At 71.6% G+C, this 12675-nt stretch carries 9 protein-coding genes; 2 read left to right on the top strand and 7 right to left on the bottom strand.

The features are described from left to right. Window positions 1-35: 35 nt before the first annotated feature. The gene (locus ACXDC7_RS03145) at window positions 36-1274 is read right to left on the bottom strand and encodes an MFS transporter (protein WP_179444864.1); all 1239 of its coding nucleotides are present in this window, start codon (window positions 1272-1274) and stop codon (window positions 36-38) included. A 193-nt stretch (window positions 1275-1467) separates the two neighbouring features. Here ACXDC7_RS03145 and ACXDC7_RS03140 point away from each other — a divergent pair, with 193 nt between their 5' ends. Together ACXDC7_RS03140 and ACXDC7_RS03135 are read left to right on the top strand one after the other, a co-directional pair. After that, window positions 1468-2478 (top strand): alanine racemase, encoded by a 1011-nt coding sequence (locus ACXDC7_RS03140; protein WP_459221150.1) that lies wholly within the window; start codon window positions 1468-1470, stop codon window positions 2476-2478. Between the two features lie 4 nt (window positions 2479-2482). Further along, window positions 2483-3202 (top strand): AAA family ATPase, encoded by a 720-nt coding sequence (locus ACXDC7_RS03135; protein WP_459221149.1) that lies wholly within the window; start codon window positions 2483-2485, stop codon window positions 3200-3202. Here the strand turns inward: ACXDC7_RS03135 and ACXDC7_RS03130 are convergent. The 6 genes from ACXDC7_RS03130 to ACXDC7_RS03105 form a co-directional block, all read right to left on the bottom strand. Further along, a complete protein-coding gene (locus ACXDC7_RS03130; protein WP_459221148.1) occupies window positions 3084-4796 on the bottom strand; it encodes an MDR family MFS transporter in 1713 nt (570 codons plus the stop codon). The two genes, ACXDC7_RS03135 and ACXDC7_RS03130, sit on opposite strands and share 119 nt — an antisense overlap. Beyond that, window positions 4793-5275, bottom strand: coding sequence for a MarR family winged helix-turn-helix transcriptional regulator (locus tag ACXDC7_RS03125; protein WP_179444867.1), 483 nt, complete (start codon window positions 5273-5275; stop codon window positions 4793-4795). The genes ACXDC7_RS03130 and ACXDC7_RS03125 overlap by 4 nt, the downstream gene beginning before the upstream one ends. Window positions 5276-5357: 82 nt before the next feature. Further along, window positions 5358-6170 carry a tyrosine-protein phosphatase gene (locus ACXDC7_RS03120; RefSeq protein WP_459221147.1) on the bottom strand — a complete coding sequence of 271 codons (813 nt, stop codon included), beginning with the start codon at window positions 6168-6170 and terminating at the stop codon, window positions 5358-5360. A 10-nt stretch (window positions 6171-6180) separates the two neighbouring features. Continuing rightward, on the bottom strand, window positions 6181-6657 hold the full coding sequence (locus ACXDC7_RS03115; protein WP_459221146.1) for an anthrone oxygenase family protein: 477 nt from the start codon (window positions 6655-6657) through the stop codon (window positions 6181-6183). A 76-nt stretch (window positions 6658-6733) separates the two neighbouring features. Further along, entirely contained in the window at window positions 6734-9802 is a 3069-nt protein-coding gene (locus ACXDC7_RS03110; RefSeq protein WP_459221145.1) for a YhgE/Pip family protein, read from the bottom strand. After that, a complete protein-coding gene (locus ACXDC7_RS03105) occupies window positions 9799-12615 on the bottom strand; it encodes an MMPL family transporter (protein ID WP_459221144.1) in 2817 nt (938 codons plus the stop codon). The genes ACXDC7_RS03110 and ACXDC7_RS03105 overlap by 4 nt, the downstream gene beginning before the upstream one ends. Window positions 12616-12675 lie beyond the last annotated feature (60 nt).

Raw genomic sequence — 12675 nt, 5'->3', positions numbered from 1 at the left:
GTAGGTCCCACCCAAGCCTAGCCCGGCGCGGTGTGCTAGGCGTCTGGCGCTGTCGAAGTTTCGGCGGCGCGGGCGCTGTGGTCATCTGCGGGCGAGCGCTCCGATCGTCCTGAACCCCATGCCACCAGACTTGCTGCGATCGCGAAGCCGGCGGCGACCGGAAGGATGTAAGCGGGAGATGTCGTGGTGGACAGGATGATCGCGCCGATGACGCTCGATGAGAAGTTCCCCAGGTAGGCCGTGGAGAGGTTGAGCGCCGACACCAAAGGAGCACCACCGGCAGGTGCGTAGGCGGTGATGCGGTGCTGCTGGGGGCCGATCACGGAGAAGCACACGAAACCGCTCAGCGCATGCAGCACTGCGGCCAAGGCGAAGTCGGCACGGGCAGTGAGCATCACAAGAAACACGATGGCAATCCCCGACGTCGCCGCGATGACCACGACCCGCGGACCGAAGCGGTCGGCGAGCCGACCGGATATGAGATTGCCTGCGGTGGCGAAGATTCCGAAGATCATCAGAAGTGCTGCCAACTTGCTCTGATCACCTCCGGTGGCAAGTTCGAAGACCTTGCTCATATAGGTGAACGGCAAGAAGACGCCGACGAAGGCAAGGAGCGTGACAGCAAGGACCTTCAGCACCCGAGGGTCGCCGAGGGGAGCCATGCGCTCGCGGAGGCTGGCTGTCTGGTCGACCTTGATCGGCGGCAGCAACGCGGCGATGGCGACAGCGATGACCGCGGCAATCACCGTGATGAACCAGATCGCGGCTTGCCACCCCCACTGCTTCCCGATCAACGTCCCCAGTGGTGCACCGAGCACGAGCGAGAGGGTCGATCCGGCTGTCACCATGGAGATCGCACTGCCCCGACGCTCCTCGCCGGCAAGAAGGGAGGCGGTGGCGACCGCATTCGCGGCGAACAGGGCCGCGCCCGCGCCGGCAAGTACGCGCGATGCGAGAACGAGTGCGTAGCTCCCAGCCAGCGCGGTCACGGCATTGCCCACGCCGAGCAGGACCAGGCCGGTGACCAACGTCCGCCGTCTCGACCATCTGCCCGTGACGGTGGCGAGTACCGGGGACAGCAACGCGTAAACCAGCGCGAACACGCTGACCAACTGGCCCGTCGCGGCGCTGCTGACATGCAAGGTCGAGCCGATTTCCGGCAGCAGTCCGACGATGACGTAGCCGTCGGTGCCGACCGCGAACGCACCCAGAGCCAAGATCGCCGTTCGCGGCCTCCAGTCCTGGCTGAGATGGGTCTTCGGTTCATCGGACATTTCGAGGTCCCCGTCGCTGGTTGCTGATCCGCGCGCCGCAAGCACACCTGCGCGATCCCTATTACGCACAGTAACGCTCGTTATCATCTAGATCACCGATTCGAGCCGCACTGGGTCGGCCCCCGTCGAGTACTCGGTCGATCTCTTCCGCGCCTCACCTCGTCGCCGGGCGGCTTCGGTAGCGTGGGGCCGCGTGACGGGAACGACACTGCGCATCGACGAGGCGGCCTGGCGTACCTCCCTGGATCGGGTCCGCGACGCAACGCCCGGCCTGGTGCCGGTGGCGAAGGGCAACGGCTACGGCTTCGGGCTTCCGCGGCTGGCCGCGGAGGCGACCCGGCTCGGCGCCGACACCATCGCGGTGGGTACGCCGGGCGAGGTCGACGCGGTCGCCGATCGGTTCCCCGGCACGATCGTCGTGCTCACTCCCTGGCCCGGTGCGCCGGCCGACGACCCGCGGATCGTGCCGACGATCAGCCGCCTCGACGAGTTGCGCCGCCTCGCCGCCTCCGACAACCGGCCCCGCGCCCTGGTCGAGGTCGCGACCTCGATGCGGCGGCACGGCCTCGCGCCGGCCGAACTCGCCGACGCCGCCCCACTGATCGACCGCCTCGACTTCGCCGGCTGGACGATCCACCTGCCGATCGGCGATACCGCCGCCGAGGCCGTCGAGCTTGCGCGCACCGCCACCGCGGCCCGCCCGGCGCCGCTCTGGTTCTCCCATGTCGGTGCCGACCGGGTTGCCCGGATCGGCGCCGAGCTCGGGGTCGAGACCCGCCTGCGGCTGGGCACCGGATTGTGGCTGGCGGACCCGTCCGCCTACCGCGCCACCTCGACCGTGCTCGATGTCCATCGGGTACGCCGGGGCGAGCGCGCGGGCTATCGGCAGCGCAAGGTGCCGGGCGACGGCTGGGTCGTCGTGGTCTCGGGCGGCACGGCGAACGGCATCGGTCTGGAGGCCCCGACCGCCGCGACCACGCTCCGGCAGCGTCTCACCGCGGTGGCCGGGGGCGGCCTGGCGGCGACCGGCCGCGCGCTGTCGCCGTTCGAGCTCGACGGCCGCAAGCGCTGGTTCCTGGAGCCGCCGCACATGCAGTCCTCGCTGATCTTCCTGCCGGCGGGCTCCGCTCCCCCGGCGATCGGCGACGAGGTGCCCGTCACCGTGCGGATGACGACCTACCTGCCGGACGCGACCGCGGCCTGAGCCGATGGCGTTCGAGCAGCACGCGCTGGTACGCGTGAGCGGCCGCGCCGATCACGACCTCGACCCGTCGAGCCATCCCGCGAGGATCCCCGCCGTGGCCCAACTGCTCGCCGAGGGTCTCGACCTGTCCCCCACCGCGACCTTCCTGGTCGGGGAGAACGGCTCCGGCAAGTCCACGCTGATCGAGGCGATCGCGACCGCGTACGGCCTGTCCCCCGAGGGCGGCACCGCCCACGGCCTGCACTCGACGCGGCCGACGGAGTCGCCGCTGTCCGGCGCGCTGCAACTGCACCGCGGGCTCGGCCCGCGCAACGGCTTCTTCCTGCGCGCGGAGACCATGCACGGCTGGTTCAGCTTCATCGAGCAGTACGGCCACCATCCCGACTATCACGCGATGAGCCACGGCGAATCCTTCAGCGCGGTGATCGACTGGGCGATCAACCCGCGCTTCCCCGGTCTGCTGGTGCTCGACGAGCCCGAGGCCGCCTTGTCCTTCTCCTCCACCCTGCGCCTGATCGGAGCGCTCGATCAGGCGACCAGGATCGGGATCCAGGTGCTCTGCGCGACCCACTCGCCGATCCTGGCCTCGCTACCCGGCGCGACGATCATCGAGCTCGACGAGCGGGGGTACGCCCAGACGAGCTGGGATGATCTTGAACTGGTCCAGCACTGGCGTCGCTATCTCGATGCGCCCGGCCGCTATCTGCGCCACCTGCTGGACTGACGCCCGCGGTCGCCGGGGTCCTGTTCGGGTCCGGCACCGATCGGTCGGGCGCTGGCTTCAGGTCGATCGTGTCGCGCAGCGGCTGCTCCACGACGATGATCACCGCCACCAGCGAGGCGGCCGCGACGATCCCGGCGACCAGGAACAACTGGCCGAACGAATCGCCGTAGGCGAAGTGGATCACCTGCCGCACGGCCGGCGGCAGCGCGGACAGGTCAAGGCTCCCGCCACCGCCCCCCGCCAGCGAAGGATCGATGCCCATCGACCGCAGGCCGTCGACCACGCGTTGCTGCACGTGATTGGCCAGCAGCGCCCCGAGCATCGAGACCCCCACGGCGCCGCCGAGCGAACGGAAGAACGCGACCGTCGCCGAGGCCGCACCCATGTCCTTCAGGGCGACCGTGTTCTGCACCGCCAGCACCGTGTTCTGCAGCAGGCCGCCGACCCCGATGCCCATCACGAACATGTACACCGCAACCAGCGGGTACGCAGTCGCATGATCGATGGTGCTGAGCGCGAACAGGCCGATCACCAGCATCACCGCACTGATCACCATGATCGGCTTCCAGCGACCGGTTCGGCTGACGAGCTGCCCGCTGATCGTCGTGGACAGCATCTGCGCGATGATCAACGGAATGGTCATCAGTCCGGCGGTGGTCGGTGCGAAGCCGCCGGCGAGTTGGAAGTACTGGGTCATGAACGTGCCACCGGTGAACATCGCCACCCCGGCGCCGATCGCGGTGATGATCATCAGCGCGGTCGTCCGGTTGCCCAGCACGCGCAGGGGGACCATCGGATCGGGCACCCGGAGCTCGACGAACACGGCGAGCGCGGCGGCCGCCACGGTGCCGCCGAGGAAGGCCGCCGTCTGCCAGGAGAGCCAGGCATAGTCCTGCCCGGCGAAGGTGACCCACAGCATCGGCAACGCCGCGGCGACGGCGAACAGCACGGCGCCGACATAGTCGAAGCGCACCGGCCGGCGGACGTGCGGCAGCCGCAGCGTGCGCTGCAGCACGACCGAGGAGACCAACGCCAGCGGGATCACCACGAAGAAGCACCAGCGCCAGCCGAGATGGTCGGTGATGATTCCGCCGAGCACCGGCCCGGAGACCGTGCTGACGGCCATCACCGCGCCCATGTAGCCGCTGTACCGGCCACGCTCGCGCGGCGAGATGATCGTCGCCATGATCGACTGGGTGAGCGCGGTCAAACCGCCCATCGCCAACCCCTGCACGGCCCGGAACGCCATCATCGGCGCGACGGCGACCGACAGCCCGGCGCCGATCGAGCCGACCACGAACATGATGATCGCGAGCTGAACCAACAGCTTCTTGTCGAACAGATCGGAGAGCTTGCCCCAGATCGGCGTGGAGATGGTCATCGCGAGCAGCGAGGCGGTGATCACCCAGGTGTATTGCCGCTGCGTACCGTCCAGGTCCGCCATGATCGTGGGCAGCGCGGTCGAGACGATGGTCGTGGAGACCAGGGCGGTGCCGAGCACCGACAACAGGCCGGCCATCACCTCGAGCACCTCGCGGTGGCTCAGGCGGCCGGGCGCCGGCGCCGGGTCGGTCCGGCTGTCGGCCGCGGTCATCGGGCCGCCACCTGTGCGGTCGCGATGGGTCCGGCCTGGCCGGTGCGGCCGAACTCGCGTACCGCGTGCTCCAACCGCCCGAGGATCTCGACCGCCGTCGCCGCGTCCGCGTCGTCCCAGTCGTCGAGGTGTTCGCGCAGGAGGGCGGCCGTCCACTCCTCCCGCGCCCGCAGCGCATCCCGGCCGGCGTCGTTCAGCGCGATCCGGTACGCCCGCGCGTCATCGGGATCGGCAGCTCGCTCGACCAGGCCCTCGGCCTCCAGTGCCTGGACCGTTCGGGTGGCGACCGACGCCGCGATGCCGATCCGCGCGGCCAGGTCGCCGAGCCGCAGCGGCCCGGCGTCGCGGACCGCCTTCAGGATGCCGATCCGGGTGTTGGACACCGTGTGCTCGCGATTGCGAGCCAGCGCCTGCAGGCTGCGGCTGAACCCGGACAGTACGCCGAGCAGCTCTCGGGCACGGGCATCGGTGAGGGGCATGGGCGCACTCCACGGGAACGATTATTAGTTGCTTTCGTCAACTATAGATCTGTCTCCGGGGGCCGGCCAAATCCGTCGCCGATCAGTCCAGCAGCTTGGCGCGCAGCCGTTCGGTGTCCGCCGCCGTCCAGCCGAGCCGGCCCAGGGCGGCCTCGATGCTGCCGTACTCGCCGATCAGGTGATCAAGGAAGGCGCGCATCGACTCGGGATTGGTCAGGTGGCTGGACAGCGGCCGCCCCTCGAGATTCGCCCGATAGGTCTCCGAGCTGGCCAGCCGGTCGACGATCTGCTGCATCCGCTCGCTGGAGGCCGCATAGTCGGCGACCACCGCATCCTCGTCCGCGCCGACCAGCATCAGCGCCAGGGCCACGGTGGTGCCGGTCCGGTCCTTGCCCGCGGCGCAGTGCACGAGCACGGTGCCCTCGGCCTCGGCGATCGCGCGCAGCGCGCCGATCACCTGGTCGGGCCGGTCGGCCAGGTAGGACAGGTAGTGGGAGGCGAAGACATTGTCGTGCCCCACGCTCGGGGTCAGTCCGACCCACGGCAGCGCCTGCTCGGCGACCCCCGACCCGGCGGACGCGCCGGAGACGTCGGCCGGGTCGTCGTCCGGCAGCGGCGTGGTGTCGGACTCGGGCAGGTAGGTGAACCGGCGTACCGTCACGTCCGGCTCGCGGGTGATCGGCCCGGGCCCCTCCTGGGCCACCTCGTAGTTGCTGCGCAGGTCGAGCACATCGGTCAGGCCCAGCTCGCGCAACTGGGCGAGATCGGCCTCGGTCAGCTCCTGCAGGTTGTCCGAGCGGAGCAGTACGCCGTCCCGGATCCGGCCGCCGTCGGCGGTCGGCGTACCACCAAGATCACGGGCATTGACGAGGGAGTCGAAGCGCAGCCAAGGCATGTTCTGGAGCCTAGCGGGCACCGCCTGCGGCCAGCGCCGCACCGAGCACGCCGGTGGCGAGCGAGGCGGTCAGCGCGATCGAGCGGATCGCGTTCAGGGCCAGCCAGCGCGATTCGAACGCCTGCCGCGCGGCGGCGAACGTCTGCTCGGTGTTGGCGAGCGCGCTGTTCAGGGGCACATGCCCGGCCACGGTGATCGCGATGCCGATCAGGCTGAGCGCCGCCGACGCGGTGATCAGCCAGCCCGCCGCGCCGCTGCCCCGGTACTGCCATGCGGCGATCGCGGTGAGGATCAGGCCGCCGAGGAAGATCACCAGGAACAGCGGATTCAGGATCGCCTCGTTGACCCGTCGCATGGTGGTGACAAGGGTCTCGTCATCGGTTCGCGCGAGCGCCGGCATCACCCCATAGGAGAACACGGCCATCCCGCCCGCGAACAGGCCGGTCAACGTGAGGCCGATGGTGAGAATCGCGATCCGCACGGTCATGGCACGAGTACAGCGCAGCGCCGGCAGAACTCTCCAGCATCGATCCGCTCGATTCCATGTCTGATCGTCTGACCCGTCAGGCGGTCCGCGGACGCAGGTACGCCCGGGGATCGGCCATCCGGCGACGGGCGATCGCCAGCACCCCGGCCGCGAGCGCCAGCACCAGCCAGAGCAGGCAACCGATGACCCCGTCGCTGACCCCGGGCCCACCGGTGATCACCGCGCGCACCCCGTTCAACGCGGGGGTCAGTGGCGACAGCGGCAGCAGCGCGGCGAACCAGCCCGGCACCGCCGAGAGGATGCCGCCGGCAGCCGTCAGCACCACCATGATCACCGAGATCACCCGACCGGCACCGCCGAACCAGGCGACCAGCGCCTGGTTCACCGCGAGGAAGGATGCCCCGGCGAGCAGGAGGAAGCCGAACACCCCGAGCAGGGTGGGCAGCGCCAGGTTCAGCACGACCTGGCCGACGATGGTCAGCGCGAGCGCCTGGAGGGCGATGACGGCCGCCCCGGGCGCGAGCATCCGGACCGCGAGCCGGGCCGACGACGCGCGCGAGGTGAGCGCCCGGGCCGGCACCGCGGCGAGCGCGAGGAACGTCGCGAGGCCGCCGAGCCACAGCGCCAGCACCATCAGCAGGCTGGTCGCGGTCGACTCGGGCAGCAGGTTCGCATCGGTGCCGTCAACGATCACCGGCTGCGCCGCAGCGGTCTTCAGCGCGATCCGGTCCTGCGAGCTGTAGTTGGGCAGCTCGTCGACGCCGTCGGCCAGGCCGTCGGACAACTCCTTCGCTCCGCCCGCGAGCTGGCCCGATCCGTCCTGCAACCGCGCCATGCCGTCGGCGGCCTGCCGCGACCCGTCGGCGGCCCGGCGTACCCCGTCGACATAGGTACGCGTGCCTGCCGCTGCCTGCTCGGCGCCGTCGGCGAGCTGGTCCGCCCCGTCGGCGGCCTGGCGCAACTGGGGCGGCAGCGCGGCCAGGCCGTCCGCGAGCTGCCTGGTGCCGGCGGCGATCTGGTCGGCGCCCTGCGTCAGCGGGCCCATCCCGTCCGCGAGCTGGCGCGCACCGGGGGCGAGCTGCGCGGCGCCGGCGGCCGACTGCTCCACGCCGCCGGCCACCTGATCGGCCCCACCGGCGAGCTGCCGGGCGCCGGGCGCGAGCCGGCCCAGGCCGTCGGCGAGTTGCCCGGCGCCGGTGTCCAGTTGCCGTCCGCCGGACGCCAGCGCGCCCAGCCCATCGGCGAGCTGGCCGCCGCGGGTGCCGAGCTCGCGGGCCCCAGACGCCGCCTCGGCGAGCGCCGGGTTGAGCTGGCGCAGTCCGTCCGCCGTCGCCCGCGCACCATCGGCGAAGCCGACCGCCCCGTCGGCGAAGGCCTGCACGCCCGGGCCGAGCCGCTCGGCGCCGTCGGCGAGTTGCGAGGCGCCGGAGCGCAGGTCGGCCGAGCCGGCAGTCAGCGCGTCGGCGCTCTCACCCACCCGCGCGGCCGCCGAGCGCAGCTCGGGCAGCCGGCCGGCGAAGTCGTCGAGCTGGTCCGCGGTCGCGCCGACCCCGGTGTCCAGGCGCGACGCGCCCTCGGCCAGCTCGCCCGCCGCGGCGGTCAGCGCGGGTCGCCCCTGCGCTCCGCTGGTCAGCCGCTGTTCGGCGGCCTCGGCCGTGCTGGCGGCGCCGGCCGCCCACGCCTCGCAGAGCCGGTCGCCGCCCTCCTCGTCGGCGTACGGGCAGGACCCGGGCGGGTCCTGGGCCAGCCGCGACAGGTACTGCCGGTACGCCGTGAGCCCCGCGTCCAGGCCCGCCGCGCCCTCGGCGACCTGGCCGGACCCGTCGCGCAGCGCGGCGATCCGATCCGCATCGGGGGCCTCGATGCCACCGATCGCCTCGGTCAGCGGCGCGATCCCTTCGCGGTTCAGCCGGTCGGCCCCGGACGTGTACTCCGCAACCCCGTCGGCGACGCGCCGGGCGCCCGGGGCGAGCGCGTCGGCGCCCTCGCGCAGCCGTGGCGCCGATTCGCTCAACTCGCCGGCGCCGGCGACCAGCCGGTCGGCCCCGGCCGGCAGCTCGGCGGTCGCGGCGGTGAGCCGATCCAGGCCGCCGGCGAGCTCGGTGGTGCCGTTCGCCAACTGCCGGGACCCGTCGGCGGACCGGGTCAGCCCGTCGGCCAGCGGTCCGGTCCCCTCGGCCAGCCGGCGAGCACCGGCGGCGGAGGATTCGAGGCCGTCGGCCACCGGGGCGGCACCGTCGGCCACCTGTCGGGCCCCGGGAGCCAGCCGGCCGAGCCCGTCGGCGAGCTGGCTGCTGCCATCGGCGAGCTGCCGGGCGCCGGGGGCGACCTGGCGCAGGCCGCCGGCGAGCTGACCGGCGCCGTCGGCGAGCTGGCCGGTCTGGCCGGGCAGCTCGGCGGTCCCGTCAGCGGCCCGGTCGAGGCCGCCGGCGAGCTGCCGCGTACCCGCCGCGAGTTGATCACTGCCGGCGACCAGTTGATCACCGCCGGTCGACAGTTGACCCATGCCGTCGGCGAGCTCGTCGATACCGTCGCGGGCCCGGCCCACGCCGGTGTTCAGCTCGCCCGCACCGTCGGACAGGTCGCTCGCCCCGTCGGCCACCCGGCGGAACTGCTTGCCCGACTCGTTGAACCCCAGATAGATCTGATCAAGGTAGTTCTCGGTCAGCTCGCGGCCGGCCCGGTTGGCGGCGACGTCGGCGATCTGTTGACCGATGGCCGAATCCGCGACCCCGGTGGTCCGGGAGGTCTGCACGTCGATCACGGCCTTGCGCGCCTTGTCGGCGTCGGAGAAGCTCGTCGCGTTCTCGGAGAAGTTCTTCGGGATGGTGACCACCGCGACGAAGCGGCCGGTGGCGAGGCCCGCGTCGGCATTCTCCTGATCGGCGAGCACCCAGGTGAAGTTCTCGTCCTGTTCGGTGACCAGCCCGGCCGCGAGCTGGCGCCCGAGCGGGACGAACTGGCCGTTGATCCGGGTGCCGTCGTCGAGGTTGACCACCGCGGCCTGGACCCGGCTCAGGCGATCGGTCGCCTGCCAGGTCGCGGCGAGGAAGCCGCCCGCGACGATCACCGGGATCAGCAGCACCCCGAGCAGGGTGAACCAGCCGGCCGGCCGGGTGCGGGGACGCTCCAGGTCGAGGCTCATCGCAGTGCTCCTTCCCCGGCCAACACCGGTTCGCGGTCGAGTCGGTCCGGCCGGGCCGGGCCGAGTGTCAGCAGGTGGTAGCCGCCGGGCAGCAGGTCGTCGAGCAGCGCCGCGTCCGCCGCGCCGAGGATCAGCGCGCCGGCCGGTTCCGGCCCCGCGCCCATCCGGCGTACCAGCCCGGCGAGCCGAGTCCGCTCGTCGTGGCTGTGCAACGCATCGGCACCGTCGACGATGATCACGCCGGCGTCGCCGCGCGCCGCCCGGTCCAGGGCGCGCGCCACCGAGTCGTCGTGCACGGCGTCGATCAGTTCGGTACGCCGGCGCACCTTCCCCGCCTCGCCGGGCAGCAGACCGCCGGCCACCCGGGCGCGGCCGTCCACCGGCTCCATCCGCCCGGACAGCGCAAGCAACAGCGGGGTACGCGCGGACGGTTCGCCCTCCACCACGAGCACCTCGCCGGGCCGGATCCGCAGATCGACGGGCGGCGCCAGCAACTCGCCGCGCGCTCCGACGGTGAAGTTCTCGGCGTAGGCGGCCCACGGATTCGGGTTGGCCGGCCAGTCCGCATGCCGCAGCACCTCGCCGACCCGTTCGCCCTCGACGTCGAGGGAGGGCAGCAGCTTGTCCAACCAGCGGGGCAGCCACCAGGCGCGGTCGCCGAGCAGCGCCATCACCGCGGGAACCAGCACCATCCGGACCAGGAAGGCATCGGCGAAGATGCCGACCGCCAGGCCGAAGGCGATCGCCTTGATCGCCCCGTCGCCCTCGGGGACGAAGAAGGCGAAGACGAAGAACATGATCAACGCCGCGGCGACCACCACCCGGGCGGAGCCGACGAAGCCGCGTTCGATCGCTCCGCGAGCACTGCGGCCGTGGGCGTACTCCTCCCGCATCCGCGAGACCAGGAAGACCTCATAGTCCATCGCCAGGCCGAACAGGATGCCCATCAACATGATCGGGAAGAACGAGATCACCGGGCCGGGTTGTTCGAGATTGGCGAGCTGACGCAGGTGACCCTCGTTGAAGACCAGGGTGGTCGCGCCCAGCGCCGCGCCGACGCTGAGCAGGAATCCGGCGGCTGCCTTGATCGGCACCACGATCGACCGGAAGACCATGGTCAGCAAGATCAGCGAGAGCCCGACGACGAAGATCCCGAACGGCACCATGGCGGCGCCGAGGCGCTCGGTGACGTCGATCTGGGCGGCGGTGGTGCCGGTGACGGCGGTCTGCACGTCGTACTCGGCGAGCCAGCGTCCCTCCTGGCCACGCAGCCGCTGGACCAGGTCCGCGGTCGCCGGATCGGACGGCGCGGTCGTCGGGATGATCTGGATGAAGCCGGTGTCGGCATTGCGGTTCGGCGTGGACAGCGGCACGCTGGCGACCCCGGGCACCTTCTCGATGTCGGCCTTCAGGTCGTCCATCAGCGCGACCGGGTCATTGCTGCCGATGATCTCCGCGGTGACGATCAGCGGGCCGTTGTAGCCGACGCCGAAGTGTTCGGTGATCAGGTCATAGGTGATCTTGTCGGGCGCGTCGGAGTTCTTCTGCCCGGAGTCGGGCAGGGCGAGCTGCAGGTTCCCGGCCGGCAGGGACAACGCGCCGAGAACGAGCACCACCAGCGCGATGGTCAGCACGGGGACCTTCGTGACCAGGCGTACCCAGCCGCGGAAGAATCCGCGCGGCGCCTCGTCGCCATGGTCGGCGGCCGCGTCCGTGGTCGCGGGCGCGCCGTTGGTGGCGGGTGCGCCGTTGGTCGCGGGCTCGCCTGCGGCCCGCCGGCTGCGCCCGGAGCGCGGCCGCATCCGCTCGCCGAGGAAGCCCATCAGGGCGGGCAGCAGGGTGAGCGCGATCAGCACGGCGACGACCACCGCGGCGGCGGCGAAGCCACCCATCACGGTGAGGAAGGGCAGGTTGGCCACGGCCAGCCCGCAGAGCGCGATGACGACGGTCAGCCCGGCGAAGACCACCGCCGAGCCGGCGGTCGCGACGGCGCGGGAGACCGATTCCTCCAGGTCCATCCCGCGGGCAAGTTGATCACGGTGCCGGGACAGGATGAACAGCGCATAGTCGATGCCGACGGCGAGCCCGAGCATCACCGCGAGCATCGGGGTGGAGGAATTGACCTGGGTCAACGCGGTCAGCACCAGCAACAGCGTCATCGAGATCGCCACGCCGAGCACCGCGGTGATCAGGGGTACGCCGGCCGCGATCAGCGAGCCCAGGGTGAGCGCGAGGACGACGAGTGCCACAGCGAGGCCGATCAGCTCGACCACGCTGAGGCGGGGCAGCTCGGTCGAATAGACCTCGCCGCCGAGCTCGGCCCGGGCACCGTCGGGCAGGTCGGCGCGGACCGTGCCCAGCGCGCGCTGCAGCGCGGTGTCCTGCTCGTCGGTGAACTCCTCGGCCTCGATCGGCATCTGCGCGCGAACGATCGCGGCCCGGCCGTCGGAGCTGATCAGACCCTCGATGTCGTCGTCATAGGGGTCGGTGACGCTGTCGACGAAGTCGAGGTCCTCGACCGACTCGCGGTAGTCGCCGATCGCGTCGCGGTAGACCCGGTCGCGGATGTCGGCGCCGGGCGCGGCGACCACGACCAAGGTGGCCGAGGTGCCGGAGACCTCGGGAAAGGTCATCTTGAGCTGATCGAGGGCCGCCATCGACTCGGCGCCGGGGATCCGGAACTCGTTGTCGAACGGCCGCATCACGGCCGCGCCGACACCGCCGAGGACGACCAGGGCGAGCAGCCAGCCGAGCAGCACGCGACCGCGGCGGTGGAAGCAGAAACGCCCGAGGGCGTACAGATAGCTCGACATCGCAATCCTTGGCGGTGGGTAGGAAGTCGGGATAGAGTTCCGGATACGAGGCTGTATCCG

This window comes from Naumannella huperziae (genome assembly GCF_054073625.1).
This window is presented reverse-complemented; position numbering and strand designations above follow the sequence as displayed.